Annotated in this window: 18 protein-coding genes and 3 pseudogenes; 14 read left to right on the forward strand and 7 right to left on the reverse strand. The window is 70.8% G+C overall.

Translation table 11 applies throughout. From position 1 onward, the window contains the following. Window positions 1-43 precede the first annotated feature (43 nt). The 3 genes from LRS04_RS18710 to LRS04_RS27105 form a co-directional block, all read right to left on the reverse strand. A complete protein-coding gene (locus LRS04_RS18710; RefSeq protein WP_257817622.1) occupies window positions 44-2,248 on the reverse strand; it encodes a family 16 glycosylhydrolase in 2,205 nt (734 codons plus the stop codon). A gap of 257 nt (window positions 2,249-2,505) precedes the next feature. Beyond that, window positions 2,506-3,183: a hypothetical protein gene (locus LRS04_RS27100; protein WP_308238181.1), complete on the reverse strand. Its 678-nt coding sequence runs from the start codon at window positions 3,181-3,183 to the stop codon at window positions 2,506-2,508. A 137-nt stretch (window positions 3,184-3,320) separates the two neighbouring features. Further along, the gene (locus tag LRS04_RS27105; RefSeq protein WP_308238182.1) at window positions 3,321-3,476 is read right to left on the reverse strand and encodes a hypothetical protein; all 156 of its coding nucleotides are present in this window, start codon (window positions 3,474-3,476) and stop codon (window positions 3,321-3,323) included. A gap of 116 nt (window positions 3,477-3,592) precedes the next feature. On the opposite strand from LRS04_RS27105, the gene LRS04_RS27110 reads away from it, so the two are divergent. Further along, window positions 3,593-4,453, forward strand: coding sequence for a BamA/TamA family outer membrane protein (locus tag LRS04_RS27110; protein WP_308238394.1), 861 nt, complete (start codon window positions 3,593-3,595; stop codon window positions 4,451-4,453). On the opposite strand, the gene LRS04_RS18720 is transcribed toward LRS04_RS27110, so the two are convergent. Continuing rightward, window positions 4,426-4,758, reverse strand: coding sequence for a hypothetical protein (locus tag LRS04_RS18720; RefSeq protein WP_257817623.1), 333 nt, complete (start codon window positions 4,756-4,758; stop codon window positions 4,426-4,428). The two genes, LRS04_RS27110 and LRS04_RS18720, sit on opposite strands and share 28 nt — an antisense overlap. Window positions 4,759-4,831: 73 nt before the next feature. Here LRS04_RS18720 and LRS04_RS18725 point away from each other — a divergent pair, with 73 nt between their 5' ends. Next, window positions 4,832-5,554, forward strand: a complete 723-nt coding sequence (locus LRS04_RS18725; protein ID WP_257817624.1) for a hypothetical protein — start codon at window positions 4,832-4,834, stop codon at window positions 5,552-5,554. Then, a complete protein-coding gene (locus tag LRS04_RS18730) occupies window positions 5,536-8,616 on the forward strand; it encodes a translocation/assembly module TamB domain-containing protein (protein WP_257817625.1) in 3,081 nt (1,026 codons plus the stop codon). Before LRS04_RS18725 ends, LRS04_RS18730 begins: the two co-directional genes overlap by 19 nt. Here the strand turns inward: LRS04_RS18730 and phhA are convergent. After that, a complete protein-coding gene (gene phhA, locus LRS04_RS18735) occupies window positions 8,613-9,482 on the reverse strand; it encodes a phenylalanine 4-monooxygenase (RefSeq protein WP_257819187.1) in 870 nt (289 codons plus the stop codon). The genes LRS04_RS18730 and phhA overlap by 4 nt on opposite strands. 184 nt (window positions 9,483-9,666) lie before the next feature. Between phhA and LRS04_RS18740 the strand changes: the two genes are divergently transcribed. The 4 genes and pseudogenes from LRS04_RS18740 (at window position 9,667) to LRS04_RS18750 (ending at window position 14,086) form a co-directional block, all read left to right on the forward strand. Beyond that, a complete protein-coding gene (locus LRS04_RS18740; protein ID WP_257819188.1) occupies window positions 9,667-12,453 on the forward strand; it encodes a pitrilysin family protein in 2,787 nt (928 codons plus the stop codon). Then, window positions 12,450-13,730, forward strand: coding sequence for a tetratricopeptide repeat protein (locus tag LRS04_RS18745; RefSeq protein ID WP_257817626.1), 1,281 nt, complete (start codon window positions 12,450-12,452; stop codon window positions 13,728-13,730). The genes LRS04_RS18740 and LRS04_RS18745 overlap by 4 nt, the downstream gene beginning before the upstream one ends. Beyond that, window positions 13,666-13,827: pseudogene (locus LRS04_RS28290) on the forward strand (tetratricopeptide repeat protein); the annotation flags it as partial. The gene LRS04_RS18745 and the pseudogene LRS04_RS28290, both read left to right, overlap by 65 nt. 25 nt (window positions 13,828-13,852) lie before the next feature. After that, complete coding sequence (locus tag LRS04_RS18750) at window positions 13,853-14,086, forward strand: hypothetical protein (protein WP_257817627.1); 234 nt, start codon at window positions 13,853-13,855, stop codon at window positions 14,084-14,086. 10 nt (window positions 14,087-14,096) lie between these two features. Here LRS04_RS18750 and hspQ read toward each other — a convergent pair whose 3' ends face one another. Beyond that, a complete protein-coding gene (gene hspQ, locus LRS04_RS18755) occupies window positions 14,097-14,426 on the reverse strand; it encodes a heat shock protein HspQ (RefSeq protein WP_257817628.1) in 330 nt (109 codons plus the stop codon). A gap of 161 nt (window positions 14,427-14,587) precedes the next feature. Between hspQ and LRS04_RS18760 the strand changes: the two genes are divergently transcribed. Further along, window positions 14,588-15,658 (forward strand): Ppx/GppA phosphatase family protein, encoded by a 1,071-nt coding sequence (locus LRS04_RS18760; protein WP_257817629.1) that lies wholly within the window; start codon window positions 14,588-14,590, stop codon window positions 15,656-15,658. Beyond that, window positions 15,655-16,359 (forward strand): RlmE family RNA methyltransferase, encoded by a 705-nt coding sequence (locus LRS04_RS18765; RefSeq protein WP_257817630.1) that lies wholly within the window; start codon window positions 15,655-15,657, stop codon window positions 16,357-16,359. Before LRS04_RS18760 ends, LRS04_RS18765 begins: the two co-directional genes overlap by 4 nt. Here the strand turns inward: LRS04_RS18765 and LRS04_RS18770 are convergent. Beyond that, window positions 16,346-17,233, reverse strand: a complete 888-nt coding sequence (locus tag LRS04_RS18770) for a LysR family transcriptional regulator (RefSeq protein ID WP_257817631.1) — start codon at window positions 17,231-17,233, stop codon at window positions 16,346-16,348. The two genes, LRS04_RS18765 and LRS04_RS18770, sit on opposite strands and share 14 nt — an antisense overlap. 54 nt (window positions 17,234-17,287) lie before the next feature. Here LRS04_RS18770 and LRS04_RS18775 point away from each other — a divergent pair, with 54 nt between their 5' ends. From LRS04_RS18775 to guaA, 5 genes and pseudogenes are all read left to right on the forward strand, one after another. Then, window positions 17,288-18,079, forward strand: coding sequence for a class I SAM-dependent methyltransferase (locus LRS04_RS18775; protein ID WP_257817632.1), 792 nt, complete (start codon window positions 17,288-17,290; stop codon window positions 18,077-18,079). Then, on the forward strand, window positions 18,076-19,251 hold the full coding sequence (locus LRS04_RS18780) for an MFS transporter (protein ID WP_257817633.1): 1,176 nt from the start codon (window positions 18,076-18,078) through the stop codon (window positions 19,249-19,251). The genes LRS04_RS18775 and LRS04_RS18780 overlap by 4 nt, the downstream gene beginning before the upstream one ends. Before the next feature lie 68 nt (window positions 19,252-19,319). Then, window positions 19,320-20,779, forward strand: a pseudogene (gene guaB / locus LRS04_RS18785) (IMP dehydrogenase). Between the two features lie 59 nt (window positions 20,780-20,838). Further along, a complete protein-coding gene (locus LRS04_RS18790; RefSeq protein WP_257817634.1) occupies window positions 20,839-22,116 on the forward strand; it encodes an RsmB/NOP family class I SAM-dependent RNA methyltransferase in 1,278 nt (425 codons plus the stop codon). Window positions 22,117-22,125: 9 nt separating this feature from the next. Next, window positions 22,126-23,689: pseudogene (gene guaA, locus LRS04_RS18795) on the forward strand (glutamine-hydrolyzing GMP synthase). Window positions 23,690-23,714 lie beyond the last annotated feature (25 nt).

A 23,714-nucleotide genomic window follows, 5' to 3' on the forward strand; every position in this document is an offset into this window, starting at 1 on the left:
TTCGGCGAGGCCCTGCCCGTTTTTCAGGCAAGGCCTCTAGGTCTCAAAGCAGCCAGTCCGCCGCGGTCACATTGCCCGGGGCGACGCCGCCGAGCGTGGTGATGTGGAACGGCCACTCGCCGCCCGGTCCGTCGATGTCCAGCATCACCTTCGCGCCGCCCGCGCCGTCGTCCACGAAGGCCAGGTCCCGCGCAAGGTTCCCGCCCGTGTAGACGCCGCGCAGGCCCGTGAGGTCAAGCTTATCCTCGCCCGGACGGAAATCAGTCACGAGTCCGGCGGTCCAGGGCAGGGCGTCGAAGTCGAACCGGTCTGCGCCGGCGCCGCCCGTCAGCCGGTCGGGTCCCTGGCCTGCGGTCAGGGTGTCGGCGTCCGCGCCGCCTACCAGGACGTCCCCATAGGTCTTCGAGACGAGATGCTGGCCCGTGGTGGCCGGCGGCGGCGTGGTCGGCGGTGTCGTCCCACCGCCCTGTCCGTAGACGCTGGCGGCGGTGAGGCCGGCAGGGGCGATGCCGTTCAGGGTGACGATGTGGAACGGCCACTCGCCGCCCGGCCCATCGGTGTCGAGCATCACCTTCGTCCCGCCCGCGCCGTCGCCCTCGAACGTCACCGCGCCGTTGTTCGGCAGGGCCGAGAGGTCAAGCCGGTCCACGCCGACCTGGAAGTCCTTGATGTGCCCGGCGCTCCACGGGGTTTGCCTGAAGACGAAGCTGTCGGCGCCGGCGCCGCCGGTCAGTTGGTCGGCGCCCTGGCTGGCGTTGAGCGTGTCCGCGCCGGTTCCACCCACGAGCGTGTCGCCGGCCCGCGTGGCGGTCAGCACCCGGCCTGCATCGCCGGCCGGCGGCGGGCTGGGCGGCGGGCCGCCTGTCCCGGGGGTGTAGTTCGGATCGGGGAGATTCCAGGCCTTGACGTAGTCGACCTTCATCGCCGCCGGCCACGGCGTGGTGGCGTCCGGCGCTCCGGCCCAGTGCCCGCCGACCGCAAGGTTGACGATCATGTGCATCGGCTCATGCATGTCGACAGGGGTGGCCGTGCGCCAGACCTCGGTCCCGTCGATGTAGAAGATGATGTCCTGCGGGCTCCACAGGGCGCCGTAGGTGTGGAAGCCGTTGTCGTCCGGCGTGAAATTCTGAAGCCCCGCCGCCGGGACGCTGTTGGAGTGGATGGCGTTGTAGGGGACCTTGGTGTCAGACCCGAGCCCCTCGAGAATGTCGATCTCGTCGTTGTTTTCGCCCAGGAGCCAGAAGGCCGGCCACAGGCCCTGGCCATGCGGCAGTTCGGCCCGGATCTCGAAGTAGCCGTAGGTCTGCTGATAGTGCGAATCCAGCATGCCCGAGGCGTACTGATAGCCCCACATCTTGCCGGACGTTTCGGCCGAGACGGGCTGGGCGGTGATGGTCAGGACGCCGTCCTTGACCGCGTAGGGATTGAGTCCGAGCGACCAGTCCGCCGTGCCCTTGAAGTCCGGCGACACATAGATCTGCTGCTCGCCGTTGCGCGGCAGGGTGAAGCTGTTCAGGCCGTCGCCGGCGTACCCGAAGTTGGTCTTCCAGACGCTTCCGATCTGCAGGCTGTCGAAGTTGTCGACAAAGGTGGGCGCGCCGAGGGCGCCGTATTCCAGCGGCAACTGGAAGTCACGGGCCGCGAACTGCCCGACGGTCGCATTGCGGAACACGATCTGCGTGGCGCCGTCGGTGAGCACGACGTCCGCGCCCTGCTGCGTCATGGCCGCCTTCACCTCGTCGAAGGTGTTGAGGCTGCCGCCGATCAGCCGGATCTTGTCGCTCCAGGACTGGAAGTCCTCGATGACCTCGTTGCCCTCGCCCTGGCGGACGATGAAGGTGTCGGCCCCCGGACCGCCGATGAGGACGTCCTGGCCCTTGCCGCCGTACAGGAACTGATCCCCGTCCAGGCCCTGGATGATGTTGTCGCCATCGTTGCCGGCCGCGTAGCTGCCGTGGCCGAAGACGATGAGGTTTTCGACGTTCGCGCTGAGGACGTAGGAGGACCAGATCTTGACGGTGTCGACACCGCCGCCGGCCTCCTCGACAACGACATCGCGGGTGTCGCGCACCCAGTAGAAGTCGTCCCCTGCGCCGCCGACGAAGGTGTCCCGGCCGCCGCCGCCCTCGAACTGATCTGCGCCAGAGGACCCGTAGAGAGTCTCACCGAACCACGACCCGTTCACGTACTTCACGCCAGCCTGGTTGGTGTCGGGCAGCCATGCGCCCGCGAAATTCCGATACGCCATGCGGAAACCCTTGCTGGTTCTGGTGAGTTGTTCGGAAGTCCCCGCCGGCCATACAGCCGTGCGGCGCTCCCCCCTGCGATGTTCCCGAGATACGGGTCACGTTTCCGTGCCGCAACGCGAGTTTGTTGCGACGCTTGTTCTTTTCGTCACAAGCTATTGTGAGGGGATAATCGAGCCGGATTAGCCAGGTCGCCCAATTTCGGACGAATTGACTGACTCACATCAGTAACAGGTCAAGCTTGTTTACTTATTGAATTTCATAGCTGCTTAGCCAGCCGACCGCGCCGCCGCAGAACGCCGCAGCTCGCGTCGCCTGCGAGGCCCGCGGGCGGTCGCCCCCCACCGTGACAGGCCGTGGCCGCGCCGCTACACACCGGACCCGGGGGGCGCTCGGAGAGAAGAACGCTTTGAGTCGGCTGGTTTTCGCCCTGTCGGCCTCCGCGGCCCTGTGCGCCGTCCTGGCTGGGCCGGCGCTGGCGGCGGAGCCTCGGGCCACCATTGAAGGCGAGCTTGATCCCGAGCTGCGGACGGCGATCCTGCGCGCGCTGGGCGATGCCGACCGCCCGACCGGAAACCGGTTCGAAGCTCGTCGCCGCGCCAGGGCCGCCGCCGAGGACGCCATCGCCGTCCTGCGGTCGGAGGGCTACTACGCCTATTCCGTGGAAGCCGACGTCGGCGAGGCCGAACCCCCGACCGCCATCGTTCGGATCACGCCGGGTCCGCGATTCGGCATCGCCGCGCCGCAGATCAGCTGGGTGGGCGAGCCTCCCGAGCCCACGGCGGGCCAGGCGGCGGCCGACGCCCTGGCGCTGAAGGCCGGCCAGCCCGGCCGCGCGGCGGACGTGATCGGCGCGGAGGGCCGCGCGGTGGCGGCGATCCAGAAGCGCGGTTACGCCGACGTGCGCGCCGAGCCCCGCGAGGTGGTGGTCGACCACGCAGACCAGACCGTCCGGCCTACCTATCGCATCGCCGCGGGCGGCATCGTCCGCCTCGACGGCGTGGACCTCACCACCAACGGCCGCACCGACCGGGACTGGGTCACCCGGCTGGCCCCGTGGAAGCCCGGTCAGGCCTACGATCCCGAGGCGGTGGCCGAGTTCGAGCGGCGCTTGCTCGACGCCGGGGTCTTCGACAGCGTCACGGTGGCGCTTGCGCCGGTGGCGCAGGCCACGCCGGAAGGCTGGCGGCCCGTGGTGGTCAGCCTCGCCGAGCGGGACCGTCGCACCATCGAGCTGAGCGCCAGCGTCGCCACCGAGGAGGGCTTCGGGCGCCGAGGCCCGCTGGACCCGCTACAACTGGCTCGGCCGGGCCGACACCCTGACGGCGCTCGGGCGCCTGTCGGAACTGGACAGCCGGATCGCGCCGACCCTCACCCTACCGCATTGGCGCCGGCCCCAGCAGACGCTGACCCTCGGCGCAGCGGGCTACAGGGTGCGCACGGACGCCTACGACGAGAACGGCATCGGTATCCGCACAGACGTCACCCGCCGGTACGGCCGCACCACCTCGCTCGTCCAGGGATCCTATGTGACGGTGGGCGCGACGCTCGACCTCACCCAGACCCAGGAGCTGGACCCCGACGATCTCAATCCGCTGGGCCGCGACCTGCTGATCGGCGGCCTGCTGGGCGCCTTCGCTCTCGACCGCACCAACGATCCGCTCAACCCGCGCAGCGGCTGGCGCAGCGACGTGCGGGCCGAACCCACGCTGATCGTCGGCGAGACCAACCTGCCGTACCTGAAGCTCCAGGGGCAGGGCAGCATCTACTTCCCGTTCGAGAGCGGCCGGACCGTGGCCGCGGGCCGTCTGCGGCTGGGCAGCATCCTGAACGGCCAGATTCCGCAGCTTCCGGCGTCGCGGCGGTTCTACGCCGGCGGCGGGGGCTCGGTGCGCGGTTTCGGGTATCAGGACGTGGGTCCGAAGCTGGACGATGGCACGCCGCAGGGCGGCGCCTCGCTGATCGAAACCTCGGTGGAACTGCGCCGGCAGCTCACCAAGACCTGGGAGGTGGCGGCCTTCGTGGACGCCGGGGCTGTCGGTTCCGACCCGGCCATCGACTTCCAGGACGTCTCCATCGGCGCCGGGATCGGCGTCCGCTACCATCTGAGCTTCGGGCCGGTGCGCGTCGATGTGGCTGCGCCGGTGACCAAGCGCCAGGGCGGGGCGCCGTTCTACATCTACGTCAGCATCGGGCAGAGCTTTTGAGCGAGGCCGCCGACACGTCCGCGCCGGCCGAGGTGCTGAAGCGCAAGGTCCTCCCCAAGGCCCTGGTGGTGCTCGCCATCGCTCTGGTCGTGACTGTCGGGGCGATCTTCGCCGGCGCGCGGTATGGCGTCCTGCTCCCCGAGGCCCGGCTGCTCATCGAGGCGCGCACGGACGGCCTCAAGGTCGGCCGCTTCGGCCGGCTCAGGGTCGAGGGCCTTTCCGGCGACATCTGGAGCGACTTCCGGATCCGCAAGCTCACTATCCGCGACGAGAAGGGCGTGTGGCTGGAAGCCGATAATGTCCACATGTCATGGCGTTACCTCGAACTCCTGAGGCGGAGATCTCTATGCCGAGAGCATCGAGGCCCAGTCGATCCGGGTGCTCCGCCGCCCGACGCTGACGCCCAAGGGCAAGGATCGCGGCCTGCCCGTGTCGTTCCGCATCGACAGGGCGACGGCGCGACTGGAGATGTTGCCAGAGTTCAGCCTGCGCCGCGGCGTCTACGACCTCGACGTGGCGCTCGACGTCCAGCGGCGCGGGGGGCGGCGGGCGACGGTGAAGGCGCTGAGCGTTCTCCACCCCGGCGATCACCTCAACGTCGACCTCGACATTGGCGGCGACGGCCCGATGAAGGTCCGGGCTGACGCCCTGGAAGCGCGCGGCGGCGCGCTGGCCGGCGCGATCGGCCTGCCAGCGGACCAGCCGTTCGCCGTGGACATCGACGCGGACGGGAAGGAGTCCCAGGGGACGTTCAGCGCCTATGCGACCTCGGGCGCGGCCCGGCCGCTGGACGCCAGCGGGTCGTGGACGCCGCAGGGCGGTCAGGCGCGCGGGCGGCTGTCGCTCGCGGCCTCGACGCTCACCCGGGGCTGGATGGATCGCCTCGGGCCCGAGGTCACATTCCTGGTCACCGGCCGCAGGGCGGGCGAGAACCTGTTCGACCTCGACGCCCGGCTGAACGCCGAGAACCTCGGCCTCGAGGCCCGCGGGCAGGGCGACCCGGGCAAGCGCCAGCTCGGGCCGCGGGGCGTCACCCTGGTGGCGGTCTCCCCGAACCTCTCACGGATCACCGGCGGCCCCCCATGGGCCGGACGCAGGTGAACGGCGTGCTCACCGGGGGCGGGGTGGGCTACCGATTCGCCGGAACCGGCGCCGTCGAGCGGCTGTCGCTCGCAGGCTACAGCCTGTCGCGCGTGATGGGCCCGATCCAGCTGGAAACGCGCGGCGGCGCGGTCAATGTCGCCGCCACGCTCTCCGGCGCCGGCGGCGCTGGACAGGGCTGGATCGCCGCCCTCCTCGGCGGCAATCCCCGGGCGCGGTTCGTGGGGTCCCGGTTGGCGGACGGCCGCCTGGCCTTCCGCGAGCTGGAGGTCGACGGCCGCGGGCTCGACGTGGACGCCAGCGGCGGACGCAGCCTGCTGGGCGGCCTGAACTTCAAGGGACGAGCTCTGCTGTCCAACCTCGCCGCCGCCCGGCCGGGCGCGTCGGGCCAGGTCACCGCCACCTGGTCCGCCAACCAGGGTGGGGCGGGCAAGCCCTGGGTGTTCGATGTGGATGCGCGGGGCGAGAAGTTCGCCCTGGGCTTCGCCGAGCTCGACAGGCTGCTGGGGGCCGCGCCGCGGCTTTCGGGCCAGGCGAGCTGGCAGGATCGGCGCATCACGGTCGCGAAGGCCGCGCTCGACGGCGCAGCCTTCGACGCCAACACCGCGGGCGCGCTGGCGCCGGACGGCGGGCTCGCCTTCAAGGTGGACTGGAGCGCCACCGGACCATTCCGCGCCGGACCGGTGGAGATCACCGGCCGGGCCCGCGGCGACGGCACCATCGCCGGGTCCCTGCGCGAACCGCGCGCCGACCTCACAGCCCGGATCGACGAGATCGATGTCCCGCGCCTGCCGCTGCACGACGCCCAGGTGACGCTGAGCTTCCTTAGACGGGCGGACGGATCGACCGGCGCTGTGGCGGTCGCGGCCCAGAGCGCCTACGGCCCGGCGCGCGCCCGATCGGACTTCCGCTTTCCGGCGGGAGGCGTCGACCTCACCAACCTCTCGGTCGATGCGGGCGGGGTGAAGGCGGACGGGTCGCTGTCTCTGCGCCGCAGCACGCCCTCGGCCGCCAACCTGACGCTTGCCGTCGGCCCCGGAGCGTTCCTTCAGGCGGGCGAGGTCAAGGGCGCGGTGCGGATCGTCGACGGGGCGGGGGGCGCCAGGGCCGACGTGGACCTCGGCGGCCAGAACCTGATGCTGGCGGGGGTCGGGGGGACGAGCATCAAGGCGCTCCGTTTCCAGGCGGACGGGCCGCTGGCGCGGCTGCCCTACGCCGCCCGTGCCGAGGGCGTCACCCGAGCGGAGCGCTGGAACCTCAACGGCAGCGGCGAGCTGTCCGATGCCGGGCCAGGCTATGCGCTCACCTTCGATGGCTCAGGGCGGCTGGGCGAGCGCGACCTGCGAACGGTGGAGACCGCCGTCCTGCGCATGAACGGGCCGGAGCGGAGCGCCCGCCTGCGTCTCGCCGCCAGCAACGGCGGCCGGATCGACCTCGATGGCCGCCTCGACGCCCAGTCCGCCGATGTCGACGCGCGCGTCGCGGGCCTCGGTCTTGGCCTCTTCGACCAGGATCTCGCGGGCCAGGTGGAAGGCACGCTCAGCCTTCAGGGCCGCGGCGAAGCCCTGACCGGCCAGTTCGACGCCCGCCTGACCGACGCGCGCGGCCGGGGGCTGCCGGTCAATGCCGGCATCGACGGCACGGTGCGGGGCCGGCTGAGCGACGCCTCCATGACCGTGGAGGCCTCGGCGACCAACGAGCAGGGCCTGAAGGCGACCTCCTATCTTGTCCTGCCGGTGGAGGCGTCGGCTGCGCCGTTCCGCCTGGCGGTCGCCCGGCAACGGCCGATGCAGGGCCGGTTCGCCGCCGACGGGGAGATCGGACCGCTGTGGGACCTGCTGGTCGGCGGCGAGCGCAGCCTGAAGGGCCACGTCGCGACCGCCGGCACGCTCGGCGGCACGCTGGCCGCGCCGCAGGCCGCGGGCCGGATCACCGTGGCGGACGGCCGCTTCGACGACGGCCAGACCGGGCTTTCGCTCCGCCAGATCGCGCTTCGGGCCGACTTCGCCCAGAGCGAGATGAACGTCTCGCGCGCCAGCGGCGTCGACGGGCACGGCGGCTCGGTGGCGGGCGCCGGGAAGATCAGCCTCGCCCAGAACGGAGTCTCCAGCTTCCGCCTGAACCTCAGCGGCTTCCGGCTGATCGACAACGAACAGGCCACCGCCTCCGCCAGCGGCCCGGTGACGATCGACCGGGGCTCCAATGGACGCGTGCGGCTTTCGGGCGACCTGACCATCGACCGCGCCGACGTGGCCGCCGATCTGCCGATCCCGTCGGGCGTGGTGCCCATGGATGTCGTCGAACGCAACCGGCCGGTGGAGCTCGTCGCCGCCTTGCCGCCCGTCAAGCGGCGCGGCGACGGCTGGGCGCTCGACGTGAAGCTGAGCGCGCCGGGCCGGGTCTTCCTGCGGGGCCGGGGACTGGACGTCGAGCTGTCGCTAGACGCCCGCGTGACGGGCTCCACGTCGCGGCCCGACCTGACCGGCACGGCGCGGGTGGTGCGCGGGGACTACGACTTCGCGGGCAAGCGCTTCGAGTTCGATCCGCGCAGCGTCGTCTATCTGTCGACCCGGCCCGAGGAGATCCGCGTCGACCTGCAGGCCATCCGCAACGACCCGTCGTTGATCGCCGTCGTGCGGATCCGCGGGACGGCGGCCCGCCCAGAGGTGACGTTGACGTCGTCCCCGACGCTGCCCAACGACGAGGTGCTGTCCCAGGTTCTGTTCGGGCGTTCGGCGTCGCAGCTCTCGCCGATCGAGGCGGCCCAGCTCGCGTCCGCCATCTCGGCGCTGGCGGGCGGCGGCGGCTTCGACGTAATCGGCAACCTCAGGACCTTCGCTGGGCTCGATCGCCTGGCCTTCGCCGGCGGCGGGGATTCGGCCCTGACGGTCTCCGGCGGCAAGTACATCACCGAGGACGTCTATCTCGAGATCATCGGCGGCGGCCGCGAGGGCAGCGTGGCCCAGGTCGAATGGCGCGTGCGGCGCACGCTGGCCCTCATTTCACGGGTCACCCAGCAGGGCGAGACCAAGCTTGCCGTACGTTGGCGGCGGGACTACTAGGCGGCCCGCCCGCCGGCGTTCGCATAGGCCTGGGTGCCGCGGGTGAAGACCCGGTCCGAGGGCTCGATGGCGGCGATCGGGATCTCCTGCGCGCCCTCCAGCCGGCGGTAGATTGGCCCGAAGTCCTGCAGGGTCGCGTCCAGAAGGCTCTGCAGCGACGGGATCACGAAATAGACCTGCTGGAAGTCGTCGATGCGGTAGGGCGTGCGCATCACCCGCTCCAGGTCGAAGCCCAGTCGGTTGGGGGAGGGGTCGTCGAGCGCGAAGACCGATTCCGCCAAGCTGGAGACGATGCCCGCGCCGTAGATCCTGAGGCCCTGCGCGGTGTCGAGCAGGCCGAACTCCACCGTGTACCAGTAGAGGCGCGCGAGGTTGTGGAGCTGGCCGAGGCCCAGCGCCCGGCGGCCGCCCTCGCCGTAGGCCTGCATGTAATCGGCGAACACCGGGTCGGTGAGCATCGGCACGTGGCCGAACACATCGTGGAAGACATCCGGCTCCTGCAGGTAGTCCAGCTCATCCGGCTTGCGGATGAACTGGCCGGCCGGGAAGCGCCGGTTGGCCAGGTGGTCGAAGAAGACGTCGTCGGGCACGAGGCCGGGCACGGCCACCACGCTCCAGCCGGTCAGCCGGCGAAGCTCCTCGTTGATGCGGTGGAAGTCGGGGATGCCGGCGCGGTGCAGGTCCAGCGCCTCAAGGCCCTTCAGGAACGGGTCCGCCGCGCGGCCGGGCAGGAGCTTCGCCTGGCGTTCGTAGAGGGTGATCCAGACGTCGTGCTCGGCCTGGGTGTAGCTCTCCCAACCCTGGTCGATCGTCCAGTCGGCCCGCGCGCCGGGCGGCGGGCCGTTCGCAAAGCCATCGGCGCTCATAGGCCAGAGCATGGCGCCGTTCGAACGCAAATTCCCGCCCCAGTTTCGGCCAGGCTCGCCGTACGCGGGAAGAAAGTTGCGCGGCCATCGCGGCGCGAGGCTTCATATTCCCGGCAGTATGTGTTCTCTTTTTGTTGCGCCTCGGCCGGGAGCGGGGCGGGGTTGGGGGCGTGTCGGTTTGAAGGTGTTCACGGTCATCGGGCTGCTTGTCGCCTGCGGTCTGGCGCCGTTCCCGGCGCAGGCGATGGCCCTGAGCCTGAGTCCCGACCCGGCTATTCGCCAGGGCCAGCTTTCCAACGGCCTCCGTTATGCGGTGATCAGCCATCCGGCGCCCAAGGGCGCGCTCTCGCTGCGCCTCGCCATCGCGGTGGGCAGCTATGACGAACAGGACGACGAGCGCGGCGTGGCCCACTTCGTGGAGCACATGGCGTTCAACGGCACCCGCCGCTTCGGCGAAGACGAGGTCGAGCGGGTGTTCGCGCCCCTCGGCGTGGGGTTCGGCCGCGACCACAACGCTTTCACCTCGCTGAGCGGGACCAGCTTCCACATCGACCTGCAGTCCGTCGCGCCCGAGCAGGTCGATCCGGCGCTCAGGTGGCTGCGCGACGCGGCCGACGGCATGCTGTTCGCGCCGGAAGCCGTGGATCGGGAGCGAGGAGTCATCCTGGCGGAGCGCGAATCGCGCATCGCAGCCGGCGACGGCTGGCGCGAAAGGCTCTCCGACTTCGCCTTCCGCGATCTGCGGTCGAATCGTAGGCAGCCGATCGGCGACGTCGAGATCATCCGAACGGTGACCGCAGATCGGCTGAAGGCCTTCTATGACCGATGGTATCGACCCGAGAACGCTCTGGTGATCGCGGTCGGCGACCTGCCGCCGGAACGTCTGGAGGCCCTCGTCCGCACGACCTTCGCCGACTGGCAGGGTCGGGGTCCGGCGGGCGTTCGGATCGCCCGCGAGGGACCGAAGGGCGAGCGTGGCCTGGACTATCTGTTCGACGTCGATCCCCAGGCGCCTTACGCCGCCAGCGCCTGCCGGCTGCAGGCGGCGCGTCCCGCGCCGGGCTCGGCCGACGCCTTCCGGGCCTCCGCCACGGAGATCCTTTGGATGAACGTGCTGAACGCGCGGCTGGCGGCGCGCCGGGGTCCTGCGATCCTCTTCTCGAACACCTCCGCGGACGGCCTGGTCGACCTTCGACGCATCTGCGTGCAGGTGACCCCGGTGCCCGGCCGGCTCGCCGAGGCGCTGGCCATCGTCAAGAGCGAGGTGGCGCGGTTCGAGCGGGACGGGCCGACCGACGCCGAACTGGACGCCGCCATCGCCGAGGTCCGCTCCGGCTATCGCGGCCTGATCGCGGAGGAGCCGACGGTTCGCGCGCCGGCCCGGGCCGACACCCTGATGCGCGAACTGCTGGAAGGATTGCCGTCACCGGCCGCCCGAGAGGGCATGCGCGCGTTCAACCAACTGGTCGAGGGGGTCACGACGGCCGACGTGAAGGCGGCGTTCCAGACCAGCTGGTCCGGCTGGGGCCCGCTGGTGGCGGTCACCTCGACGGAAGTTGTCGACCAGCCCGCTGTGCGCGCGGCCTGGGAGCAGGGCGCGACCGCTGCGGCGCCGGCGACCTCGGCGAAGGCGAAGGCAGAGCCGACCTGGCCCTACGTTCGCTTCGGTCCCGAAGGCAAGCTGGTGCGCCGGGAGGAGATCACCGCCCCGGGCTTCACACGCCTGCATTTCTCGAACGGCGTGACGGTGAATTTCCGGCGCACACGCTTCAAGGGCGGTGAGGTCCTGGTGCGCGTGAAGTTCGGCGCCGGCCGTCGCGAGCTGCGGTCGGCGGACTATCAGACCGCCCTGTTCGGCGCCATCTACCTCGAGCAGGGCGGTCTTGGGCGGATCTCCTATACGGACATCCAGGCGCTCACCCGTACGATGGCCTGGAGCCTCGACCTGAACATCCGCGAGCGCGCGTTCGAGCTTGACGGAGCGACCTTTTCCACGGGTCTTGAAGCCCAACTGAACCTGTTCGCGGCCTACCTCACCGACCCGGGTTTCCAGCCGATACTTAACAGCCTGGCGCCCGTCCTGACCGACCAGGCTCTGCGCGCCACGCGGGCCGAGCCGAGCGATGTGATGATGCAGGGCTTCGGCGACGCCATCGCGCCGGATTCGCCGACCCGGCTCGACCCCGCCGCGGCCCGCGGCGCGCGCAACACGGATTTCGCCCGCGTGCTGCGGCCGATCCTCACGCGAGCCCCGATCACGGTCAGCGTCGTCGGCGACGTGGACGAGGCCGCGGTCATCGAGGCGGTCAGCCGGACCCTGGGCGCGATCCCGCCGCGGCGTGGCGGCGACCGGGCTCGGTCGGACACCTGGTTCCGCCAGTTTCCGGATCGGCTGCCGCCGCCCAGCCGCCTTACCCACGAGGGCGCGGCCGATAAGGCGATCGTCGGCCTCTTCTGGCCGCTGTTCGTGGGCGCGCCGGAGCGACGGCGCGAAGAGGTGGCGCTGCGCCTGCTGAGCGCCGTTTTCGAGGACGGATTGCGGCGCGGGGTCCGCGAACGCATGGGCATGAGTTATGCGCCCGAGGCCGGCGCCGCGATGTGGGACGGCGGCGACCAGGGCTATCTCTGGACGTCCGTGGAGACCTCTCCCCGCGACGTGGAACGGGTCGAAGCGGAGGTGCGCGCGCTTGCGGCGCGCCTGGCCCGCGGCGAGATCAGCCAGGCCGAACTCGAGGCGGCCCGGACTCCAGTGCTGGCCTCCTGGCGCAGCTTCGAGGATGACAACAGTTGGTGGCTTGACCTGCTCTCCGCCTCCGACCGACCGGCGGAGCTGGCGGCCTTGACCGGCGCCCGCGACCTCATCTCCGCCATCACCCTGGACGAGGTCCGGGCCGCGGCCACGCGCTGGCTCGCCGCCGAGCCCGTCGTTGTGACCGCCGAGCCGACCGCCCCCAAGGACCCCAAGGCATGAACGCTTTTCGCCTGACCCTCGCCACAGCCGCTCTGATCGCCGCGGCCGGTGCCGCACGCGCTGACGATGTCGCCGATTGTCGGAACGAGGCCCGTCCTGCCGCCGAGCGCCTGGCCGCCTGCACCAAGGTGGCGGACCGCACGGACGCGTCGGAGGGCGACCGCGCCTATGCGAGCGGCTATCGCATCGGCAGGCTCATCGCAGACGAGCGCTACAAGGAGTCGCTTGAGGCGCTGGAAGTGGTCATCAAGGAGTCGCCGGACTCTCCGGATCTGCTCGCCCTGCGCGCCACCGTCCACTACCGCATGGAGAACTACGCGCCTGCGCTCCGGGACGCCGCGGCGGCCCTGAGGCGTGATCCCGCCAACGCCAACGCCCTGCTGATCCAGGGACATGTCTTCTATTCGAGCGGCCGGCTGGAAGCGGCCGAAGCCGGCTACCGCGCCCTCCTGAAGGTCGCGCCGGACGATCCTGCGGGTCAGGAGGGACTGGCGACGGTCCTCTCGGAGCTCGGTCGTGGCGAGGAGGCGATGCCGCAGATCGAGGCGATCCTGAAGCGTCCCAACGCGCCCGCCGTGGTCTGGTATCAGCGCGCTGCGGTCCTTTCCGGGCAGGAGGAGTACGACCGCGCCATTGCCGACCTTGATCGCGCCATCGCGCTCGATCCGAAGGATCCTCGGTTCCACTACCTGCGGGGAGACACCCTCTACGCAAAGGATGACGCCAAGGGCGCGCTCGTCGATTTCGACGCAGGGCTCGCGCTCGTGCCCAAGGATCCCGACCTGCTGGCGGCGCGGGGCATCGCCCTGCGGGCCCTGGATCGCGAGGACGAGGCCCTGGCCGCCCTTGCAGCCGCCCTGGAGGCGGCGCCGGGCCACCAGACGTCCTTGCTGGTCCGCTCCCAGATCTGGCGCGCGCGCGGCGAGCCGGAGAAGGCGGTCTCCGACCTCAAGATCGCACTGGCTGCGGATCCGTCGAGCGCCTTCCTGCACAATGCCATGGGGGTCGGCTACGAGGCGGCCGGCGATCTGCCGGCGGCGGAACGCGAGTTCAGCGAGACGCTCAAGCTCGACAAGGCGAATATCGACGCCTACGCCCAGCGGGGCAGGGTCCGCGCCGCGCGCGGCGACACGAAAGGCGCCCTTTGCGGACTTCCAGGCCGGGCTGAAGGTCGATCCCGCGGCCGCTTTCGTGCTGCAGCAACGTGCCCGGATGTACCTCGAGGCGGGGCGGGCCGATCTGGCCGAGGCGGATATCGAAGCAGCGCTGAAGGTTGAGCCGCAGAACGCCGCGCTGATCTACGACCGCTCCCGCGCCCACCTGGATCAGGACCGGCACGACCGGGCGCTAAGGGACCTGAACACCGTGCTGCGGCTGGAGCCGGACAGCGCCGTCGCCCATGTCCAGAAGGGCTGGATCTACCGCGATCTGGGGGGACCACGCATCGGCGATCCAGGCGCTGGACGCCGGGATCAGGCTCGATCCGACCTATGCCAAGGCGTACTGGTGGCGGGCGGCGTCCAAGGCGACGCTCGGCGACGCGGCCGGCGCGCAGACCGACAAGGCGGCGGCCCTGAAGCTGGATCCGAAGGTCGGCGAGGGCGAACCGGCCATCGAGGTCGCCGGGACCTGAGGCGCGAGGCCTAGTGGCTGATCCGGGGGCGAAGGTGGTACTGGCCCTCGCGGAACGAGTCGAAGATCAGCTGGGTCTGCGGATGGCCGACCGGTTCGCCGGTGTCGTCGGCGACCAGATTCTGCTCCGAGACGTAGGCCACGTAGGAGCTTTCCTCGTTCTCGGCGAGGAGATGGTAGAACGGCTGGTCCTTGCGAGGCCGGATGTGCTCCGGGATCGAGAGCCAGTATTCCTCAGTGTTCGCGAAGATCGGATCCACGTCGAAGATGACGCCGCGGAACGGGTAGACGCGGTGCCGGACGACCTGACCGATCGCGAATTTGGCGAGTCGCGTGTTCATGGCTCGAATCTACCCCCTTTCTCCTGACCGGAAGGTGAACGTAACGCCTGGCCGCCGTTGATCATAGGCCGCGCCTTCCGGCGCGCGAACCGGCTTGCTACAGTCGCTCCTGAAGTGAGGCGCGGTGATCGGTCCGCGCCTGCGAAGGGCAAAAGCGGTCCATGAACGAGGCGCCGAGCGCGCCCGGCGCTGCGGTGCGCGTCCGGGAGAGGTCTGCGGGGGAACCGCCCTGCTATGCCGCCCTGGACCTGGGCACCAACAACTGCCGGCTGCTGATCGCCACCCCCGCGGGGTCCGGATTCCGGGTCGTCGAGGCCTATTCGCGGATCGTCCGGCTGGGCGAGGGCCTCGATCAGAGCGGGCGTCTCTCCGACACCGCCATGGAGCGCGCCCTGGGCGCCCTGAAGGTCGCGGCGGAGAAGGTGCGCCGCCGCCGGGTGCTGCGCCTTCGCGCCATCGCCACCCAGGCCTGCCGCATGGCCGAGAACGGCCAGGCCTTCATCGACCAGGTGTTCGCCGAGACCGGGATGCGCCTGCAGATCATCAGCCCGCAGGAGGAGGCGAGGCTGTCCGTCCAGGGCTGCCTCAACCTGCTGGACCGCACGGCCGATGCCGCCCTGGTCGTCGACGTGGGCGGCGGCTCGACGGAGCTGTCCTGGGTCGACCTGCGGGACGCCCCGCCGACCGGCATTCCGCCGATCCGCGCCTGGCTGTCCGTGCCGATCGGCGTCGTCACCCTCGCCGAGCGCTATCCCGAAGGCCACGACGACACCGAGACCTGGTTCCGGCGCATGGTGGAGGCGGTGAAGACCGAGATCGGCGCCTTCCGCCGTGCGGACCCCATGCGGGAGATCTTCGACGCCGACCGGGCCCACCTTGTGGGCACGTCCGGGGCGATCACCAGCCTCGCCGGCCTGCACCTCGAGCTGCCGCGCTACGACCGCAGCCGCGTGGACGGCATCTGGATGAGCCGGGACGAGTGCGACGCCGCCGCCGGCCGCCTGCTGCGGCTCAATCCGCGCGAGCGGGCCGACCAGCCGTGCATCGGGCCTGACCGCGCCGACCTGGTGCTGGCCGGCGCCGCGATCCTGCAGGCCGTGCAGGAGCTCTGGCCCTGCACGCGCGTTCGCGTCGCCGACCGGGGCCTTCGCGAGGGGATTCTGCTATCCCTGATGTCCGAGCGCGGCGGCCGCCGCCGTCGCCGCCGTCGCCCGAGGAAGGCCGCCGCATGACCGAGCCGCCCCGCAAGCGCATGGTGAAGCCGCCTACCGGCGGCACCGATGAGGGCCGCGCCAAGCCGGCCCGCCTGAAGACCGCCTGGGGCCGCACGCCCAGCCAGCAGGCCTGGCTGGAGCGCCAGATCAACGACCCCTTCGCCGCCAAGGCCCGCGCGCTCGGCTACCGCAGCCGCGCCGCCTTCAAGCTGGAGGAGATCGACGACCGGCTGAAGCTGCTGAAGCCCGGCGCGCGGGTCATCGACCTCGGCCTCGCCCCCGGCGGGTGGACCCAGCTCGCCGTGCAACGGGGCGTGACCCACATCGCCGGCGTCGACCTCCTGCCGGTCGATCCGCTGCCGCCCGCCCACATCCTGCAGATGGACTTCACCGACCCGGCCTGCGGACCGAAGCTGATCGAACTGCTGGGCGGGCCTCCGGACGTGGTGCTCTCGGACATGGCTCCGAACACGGTCGGCCACCGGCAGACCGACCACCTGCGGATCATGGGCCTGATCGAGGCCGCCGCCGAGTTCGCGATCCAGACCCTGAAGCCTGGCGGCGCGTTCGTGGCCAAGGCCTTCCAGGGGGGCGAGACGTCCCAGCTGATCGGCGACCTCAAGCGCCACTTCACCGACGTGAAGAACCTGAAGCCTAAGGCCAGCCGGGCGGACAGCTCCGAGGTCTACCTCGTGGCCACCGGGTTCAAGGGGCGCTAGGCGTCTTCGCACCTTCCGCCACCAGCCAGTCGCGGAAGCGGGCGAGGGGGGCGGCTGACGGGGCCCGGCGCCGCCAGCAAGGCGAAGGCGCTCTCCGACTTGCGGAAGCCCAGGGGGCGACGAGGCGGCCGGCTTCCACCTCGGCCGAACACAGCGGCCACGAGACGATGGCGGCCCCCAGGCCCGCCAACGCCGCATCCATGGCGAAGTGGACGTGGGCGAAAGGCCGCTCGGCCATCGGCGGCAGCTCCACGCCGGCGAGTTCAGCCCAGACCGGCCAGCCCTCCGGGTGGGTGGCCGCGGCGAGCCTCGGCGCCTTCAGCGGATCGGCGCCGTAGCGGCGGATCCCGTCGGGCGACATAACCGCGCCCAACGCATTGCCGATGAAGGGCGTGCAAGCCGGGTCGCTGAGCCGGCTCGTCGGCACCATGCGCAGCACCGCCTGGGCGCCGTGCTGCGAGGTGGCGTGGGGCGCCAGCTCGGACAGGTGCAGTCGGATGTCGGGATGGGCGGCCTGGAAATCCGCGAGGCGGGGGATCAGCCACTTCACGGAGATCGAGGCGTTGACGGCGATGTGCAGGTCCTCGCCGCCGGCCTTCACATGGCGCACAGCGGCGGCGATCTGGTTGAAGGCCTCGGTGAGCGAGCCGGCCAGGTCGCGCCCGGCGGTGGTCAGTTCCGGCCGGGACTTGGGGCCGCTGAACAGCCGGACGCCAAGCGTCGCCTCCAGCGCCTTCACCTGCCGGCTGACCGCCGAATGGGTGACGTTCAGTTCGCCCGCGGCCAGGGTGACCCGCCCGGTCCGGGCCACCGCTTCGAAGGCGCGCAGCGCGTTCAGCGAGGGCAGCGGCCCGGATGTGAGATTTTCAAACATTGCGGAGCCAATAAGTCGGTTTTCTCCCGACGGCAATCCAGGCATAGGCTTGGCATGGAAGACGAGCCCATCTGCAAGCCGCTCGCGCCCGTGGACTACAACGCGGTGCAGCACCGGACCTACGCCCAGGGCCGAGCGCTCCCGGCCGACGCCATCGCCCGCTACATGACGACCTTCGGGACCCACCTTCCTGAGCGGCGGCCGCTGGTCGGCGTCGACCTCGGGTCGGGGACGGGGCGGTTCACGCCGGCGCTGGCCGAGGCCTTCGGCGGGCCAGTCTATGGCGTGGAGCCCGCCGACGGCATGCGCGCCGCGGCCGAGGACGGAAGCGTCCACCCGCGGGTGAGCTACCTCGCCGGCCGGGCCGAGGCGATCCCGCTGCCCGACGCCACAGCCGACTTCCTGCTGATGTTCCTTTCGTACCACCACGTGGCCGACAAGCCGGCGGCGGCGCGCGAGATCGCCCGGGTGCTGAGGCCCGGCGGCCGGTTCATCCTGCGCAGCACCTTCAGGGACCGCATCCCGCACCACTGGTGGCGCGACTATTTCCCGCGGAGCTGGGACGTGGAGCGGGCGATGTTCCCCAGCGAGGCCGAGGCGCAGGCGCTGTTCGAGGCCGCAGGCTTCCGGACCATCGAGAGCGTCCAGATGGAGCTTCCGTTCGAGGGAGACATGGCCGCCGCCGTGGCGCGCCTGAACCTCAGGGCGGTCTCGGTCTTCGAGCACATGACCGAGGCCGAACTTGACGAGGGCTTCGCCCGCCTGAACGCCGACCAGGCCAGGGGCGCCGTCGTGGAGCGGCCGACCTACGGCGACTTCATTGTCTTCGAACGGCCGGCGCCGTGAGCCCCGACCGTCAGCGCCTGGTCGTCGCCGGCTTCGGCCTCGGCCAGATCGCCGCCTTCGCCTGCAGCTTCTACCTGATGGGCGTGCTGGGCGATCCGATCGCCCGCGACCTGGGGCTCCCCGACGCCTTCGTGTTCGGCACGGTGTCGCTGTCGCTGCTCGTCCCGGCCTTCGTCAGCCCGATGGTGGCGCGGAAGATCGACGCCGGCGGCGGCAAACCGGTCCTCGTGGCGTCGCACCTCGTTTTCGCCCTCGGCCTCGCGATCCTTGGCGTCGCCCAGCACGGCGCGATCCTGGCGCTCGGCATGGCGGTCATCGGTTTCGGCATGGCGCTCGGCCTCTCGCCGACGCCGTTCGCGATCCTGGTTACGCTCTACGGCGAGGCGGCCCGACGCCCGATCACCGCCGTCGCCCTGATCGGCGGGCTGGGGTCCACGGTCGGCTGGCCGCTGACCGGCTGGGTGGCCGCGACGATCGGCTGGCGCGGCGCCTGCTTCGCCTGGGCGGCCGTCCAGGTCCTGGTCTGTCTGCCGCTCAGCGCCTTCCTCTGTCCGAAGGCCCCGGCCGGCGGACCCAAGGACGAACCCGACCATGCCGACGTCCGCTGGGACCGGCCGATGATCCAGCTCACCGTCCTCTTCGCCTGCGCCTGGTTCGTCTCCACCTGCATGAGCGCGCACCTGCCGAGGCTGCTGGCGGCTTTCGGCATGCCTATGGCGGCCGCGACCGCCGCAGCCGGCCTCGTCGGGGTGGCCGCGGTGACCGTCCGCTTCCTGGAGTTCACGGTCCTGCGGAAGCTTCCGGCGCTCGCCACCACCCGCGTCGCGACCCTGATGCACCCGCTCGGCGCCGTGGCCCTCGTGGGCTCCGGCGGGACCGCCGGCGCGGCCCTGGCGCTGGGGCAGGGGGCCGGCAACGGCATGCTGACGGTCGCCAAGGGCGTCCTGCCGCTCAGCCTCTACGGACCGAAGGGCTACGCCTACCGCTCGGCCCTGATCGGCCGGCCGGCGATCTTCCTGCAGGCCGCGGGCCCGACCGTCTTCGCCGTCGCGCTGCAGTGGTCGCCGGTCGGCGCGCTCGCGCTCACCAGCGCCCTTTGCCTCGTGATGTTCGCCATGACCTTCGGCCTCGTTCCAGCGGCCGACCAGAGGAGGAGACCCGCAATCGCATGAACGCGCCCTTCACCCCCTTCCCCCGGCGAGGCCGCCCGCGTATATCCGCGCCGCAAAACGGAGACTCAATGGAGATTCGCGAAGGGCTCACCTTCGACGATGTTTTGCTCGAACCCGGTCCGTCCGACGTGGTCCCAGCCCAGGTCGACGTGTCCACGCGGTTCACGCGAGAGATCAATCTGAACATCCCGCTCGTGTCCGCCGCCATGGACACGGTGACCGAGAGCCGCCTGGCCATCGCCATGGCCCAGGCTGGCGGCATGGGCATCCTGCACCGCAACCTCACCGTCGAGGAGCAGGCTGACCACGTCCGCGAGGTGAAGCGGTACGAGAGCGGCATGGTCATCAATCCGCTGACCATCCAGCCGGACACGACGCTCGCCGAGATCCGCGAGATCAAGGCGCGTCGGAAGATCTCCGGCTTCCCGGTGGTCGACGCGGGCGGCAAGCTGGTGGGCATCCTCACCAACCGCGACATGCGCTTCGAGGGCAGCGGCGACGTGCCCGCCAAGGCGCTGATGACCACCGAGAACCTGGTCACGGTGAAGGAGGGCGTCGGCCAGGCCGAAGCCCGCGACCTGCTGCGCCGGCACAAGATCGAGCGGCTGATCGTCGTCGACGACGACTACCGCGCGGTCGGCCTGATCACGGTCAAGGACATGGAAAAGTCCGAGGCCTATCCCAACGCCGCCAAGGACGGTCAGGGCCGTCTGCTGGTCGGCGCGGCCTCCACGGTGGGCGACAGCGGCTATGAGCGCTCCATGGCGCTGGTGGACGCCGGCGTCGATGTGGTGGTGATCGACACCGCCCACGGCCACAACGCCGACGTGGCCAGGGCCGTCGGCCGGATCAAGCGCGAGACCAACCGGGTCCAGATCGTCGCCGGCAACGTCGCCACCCACGACGCCGCCCGCGCCCTGATCGACGCCGGCGCGGACGCCGTGAAGGTCGGCATCGGCCCGGGCTCGATCTGCACTACCCGCATCGTGGCCGGCGTGGGGGGTGCCCCAGCTCACCGCCATCGCGGATGCGGTCCGCGCGGCCCACGACAGCGACGTTCCGGTCATCGCCGATGGCGGGATCAAATATTCCGGCGACCTCGCCAAGGCGCTCGCCATGGGCGCCTCGGTGGCCATGATGGGTTCGGTGTTCGCCGGGGTCGACGAGGCGCCGGGCGAGGTGTTCCTCTACCAAGGCCGGTCCTATAAGTCGTACCGCGGCATGGGTTCGCTGGGCGCGATGGGGCAGGGGGTCCGCGGACCGCTACTTCCAGAAGGACGTCTCGGCGCTCAAGCTCGTTCCGGAAGGTATCGAGGGCCAGGTCCCCTACAAGGGCCCGATCTCGCCGATCCTGCACCAGATGGTCGGCGGCCTGCGCGCGGCCATGGGCTATGTCGGGGCGCCGAACCTGATCGAGTTCCGCAACCGGGCCCGGTTCATCCGGATCACCGGCGCGGGCCTCCGCGAGAGCCACGTGCACGACGTGATGATCACCCGCGAGGCGCCGAACTACCCGAGCTCGGTCTAGCGGGCTCAAGCTACGGCCGGGGCCATCACGTCCCGGCCGCCTCATTCGGATAGGTTTCCATGCGTGACGGCGGACGCCTTGCGGCGGCCATCGAGGTCCTTGGCGAGATCGAGACCCGGCATCGGCCGGTGCGGCTCGCCCTGAAGGCCTGGGGCGACGCCGCCCGCTACGCCGGCGCCAAGGACCGGGCGTTCGTGTCGGGTCTGGTGCTGGACGTGCTCCGCCGCCGCCGATCTCTGGCCTGGCGGATGGGCGACGACGGCGTCCGCGCCGCCGCGCTCGGCGCCCTCCGTTTCGCTTGGGACTGGCGGCTGGAGCGCGTGGCCGAGGCGGCGGGCGACGAGCCCCATGGACCCGGTCCGCTCACCGAGGCCGAGCAGACGGCGCTCAGGCATCCTGCGGACCTGTCGAGCGCTCCGGCCGCGGTGCAGGGCGACTATCCGGACTGGCTGGACGCCTCTCTGGCCCGGGCGTTCGGCGACGACCGGGCGGCCGAGATGGCGGCGCTGGCGGAGCGTGCGCCGGTCGACGTGCGGGTGAATCTGCTGAAGACCGATCCCGAACGGGCGCTCAAGGCGCTCGCGCCGCTGCATGCCGAGCCGGTGGAGGCGCTCCCGACGGCCTTGCGGATGCCGGCGCTCGACCCGACTGCGCGGTCCGGCGCGCTGGAGCAGGTGCCGCAGTTCTCCAAGGGCTGGTTCGAGGTTCAGGACCTCGGCTCCCAGATCGCGGCCGCCGCAGCCGGCGACGTGAAGGGCAAGCAGGTCCTCGATCTCTGCGCCGGCGGTGGCGGCAAGACCCTGGCGCTGGCCGGCGCCATGGCCAACACCGGTCAGATCTACGCCTATGACAGCGATGCCCGGCGGCTCTCCGACACCGTCCGCCGCGGCGACCGCGCCGGCGTCCGCAACCTCCAGGTCCGCTCGCCGATCCAGCCGGACGCCCTGAAGGGCCTCGACGGCAAGATGGACGTCGTCTTCATCGACGCCCCCTGCACCGGCACGGGCTCCTGGCGGCGCCACCCGGACACCAAGTGGCGCCTGACCGAGGACACGCTGAAGAAGCGCCAGGCCGACCAGGACCAGGTGCTCGACGACGGCGCGCGCTTCGTGAAGCCGGGCGGCCGCATCGTCTACGTCACCTGCTCGATCCTGCCGGACGAGGACGAGGACCGCGTGGCGGCCTTCCTGGAGCGCCATCCGGAGTTCCAGGTCCGCCCGGCCACGGACGACCCGAAGCTCGCCGCCAACCTCACGCCTGACGGCTTTCTGCGCCTCTCGCCGCGCGCCTCCCAGACGGACGGCTTTTTCGTCGCCGTGCTGGAGAAACCCCGCTAACGGAGCCCCATGACTCAGACTGCGCACGAAAAGGTCCTGATCGTCGACTTCGGCAGCCAGGTGACCCAGCTCATCGCGCGGCGGCTGCGCGAGAGCGGCGTCTTCTGCGAGATCCACCCCTACGACAAGGTCGACGCCGGCTTCCTCGACGCCTACGGCCCCAAGGCCATCATCCTCTCGGGCGGCCCCGCCAGCGTGCACGAGGACGCCAGCCCCCCGCGCGTCCCAGCGGGTCTTCGAGATGGGCGTGCCGGTGCTCGGCATCTGCTACGGCGAGATGACCATGTGCGCCCAGCTGGGCGGCGCGGTGGAAGGCGGTCGCGACCGCGAGTTCGGGCGCGCCGAGATCCAGATCCGCCAGGAAAGCCCGCTGCTGGAGGGCCTGGGCGACCTCGGCCATTCCGAAACCGTCTGGATGAGCCACGGCGACAAGATCACCGCCATCCCCCAGGGCTTCGAGGTGGTCGCCACCTCCGACGGCAGCCCCTATGCGGTGATCGCCGACGAGGGCCGGCGGTTCTATGGCATCCAGTTCCACCCCGAGGTGGCCCACACCCCGCGGGGCGCGCTGATCCTGCGCAACTTCACCCACCGCATCGCCGGGTTGAAGGGCGACTGGACTATGGCCTCCTACCGCCAGGAGCAGATCGAGAAGATCCGCGCCCAGGTCGGCAAGGCCAAGGTGATCTGCGGCCTCTCCGGGGGCGTCGACAGCTCGGTGGCCGCGGTGCTGATCCACGAGGCGATCGGCGACCAGCTCACCTGCGTCTTCGTCGACACCGGCCTGCTGCGCAAGGATGAGGGCCAGCAGGTGGTCACCATGTTCCGGGATCACTACAACATTCCGCTCGTCCACGTTGATGCGTCGGATCTTTTCCTGGGCGAGCTGGCGGGCGTCAGCGACCCGGAGACCAAGCGCAAGACCATCGGTCGCCTGTTCATCGAGGTGTTCGACAGGGAGAGCGCGAAAATCGAGGGCGCCGAGTTTCTCGCCCAGGGCACCCTCTATCCCGACGTGATCGAGAGCGTGTCCGCCAGCGGCGGCCCGTCCGTGGTGATCAAGAGCCACCACAACGTCGGCGGCCTGCCGGACTACATGAAACTGAAGCTGGTGGAGCCGCTGCGCGAGCTCTTCAAGGACGAGGTCCGCGCGCTCGGCGTCGAGCTCGGCCTGCCGCCGCAGTTCGTCGGCCGCCACCCGTTCCCCGGCCCGGGCCTCGCCATCCGCATCCCCGGAGAGATCACCCGCGAGAAGGTCGCCGTGCTCCAGGCGGCCGACGCCATCTACCTTGAGGAGATCCGCAAGGCCGGCCTCTACGATTCGATCTGGCAGGCCTTCGCCGTCCTGCTGCCGGTGAAGACCGTCGGCGTCATGGGCGACGCCCGCACCTACGAGGACGTCCTCGCGCTCCGCGCGGTGACCTCCACGGACGGGATGACCGCCGACTTCTTCGAGTTCCCCTGGGAGGTGCTCGGCCGCTGCGCGACCCGGATCATCAACGAGGTTCGCGGCGTGAACCGGGTCGTCTACGACGTCACCTCCAAGCCGCCCGGCACCATCGAGTGGGAATGATCCGATAGCCTTCAGAGGCTATCGC

Origin of the sequence: Phenylobacterium sp. J367 (genome assembly GCF_024699985.1) — a bacterium.
GTDB lineage: Bacteria > Pseudomonadota > Alphaproteobacteria > Caulobacterales > Caulobacteraceae > Phenylobacterium.

What these genes read in the sequence shown, in the direction of transcription:
- LRS04_RS18710 (WP_257817622.1), bottom strand. Translation starts at nt 2,248, where the DNA reads ATGGCGTATCGGAATTTCGCGGGCGCATGGCTGCCCGACACCAACCAG.
- LRS04_RS27105 (WP_308238182.1), bottom strand. Translation starts at nt 3,476, where the DNA reads ATGGTGCGACGGTCCCGCTCGGCGAGGCTGACCACCACGGGCCGCCAG.
- LRS04_RS18730 (WP_257817625.1), top strand. Translation starts at nt 5,536, where the DNA reads ATGGGCCGGACGCAGGTGAACGGCGTGCTCACCGGGGGCGGGGTGGGC.
- phhA (WP_257819187.1), bottom strand. Translation starts at nt 9,482, where the DNA reads ATGAGCGCCGATGGCTTTGCGAACGGCCCGCCGCCCGGCGCGCGGGCC.
- LRS04_RS18745 (WP_257817626.1), top strand. Translation starts at nt 12,450, where the DNA reads ATGAACGCTTTTCGCCTGACCCTCGCCACAGCCGCTCTGATCGCCGCG.
- LRS04_RS18750 (WP_257817627.1), top strand. Translation starts at nt 13,853, where the DNA reads ATGTCCAGAAGGGCTGGATCTACCGCGATCTGGGGGGACCACGCATCG.
- hspQ (WP_257817628.1), bottom strand. Translation starts at nt 14,426, where the DNA reads ATGAACACGCGACTCGCCAAATTCGCGATCGGTCAGGTCGTCCGGCAC.
- LRS04_RS18760 (WP_257817629.1), top strand. Translation starts at nt 14,588, where the DNA reads ATGAACGAGGCGCCGAGCGCGCCCGGCGCTGCGGTGCGCGTCCGGGAG.
- LRS04_RS18765 (WP_257817630.1), top strand. Translation starts at nt 15,655, where the DNA reads ATGACCGAGCCGCCCCGCAAGCGCATGGTGAAGCCGCCTACCGGCGGC.
- LRS04_RS18770 (WP_257817631.1), bottom strand. Translation starts at nt 17,233, where the DNA reads ATGTTTGAAAATCTCACATCCGGGCCGCTGCCCTCGCTGAACGCGCTG.
- LRS04_RS18775 (WP_257817632.1), top strand. Translation starts at nt 17,288, where the DNA reads ATGGAAGACGAGCCCATCTGCAAGCCGCTCGCGCCCGTGGACTACAAC.
- LRS04_RS18790 (WP_257817634.1), top strand. Translation starts at nt 20,839, where the DNA reads ATGCGTGACGGCGGACGCCTTGCGGCGGCCATCGAGGTCCTTGGCGAG.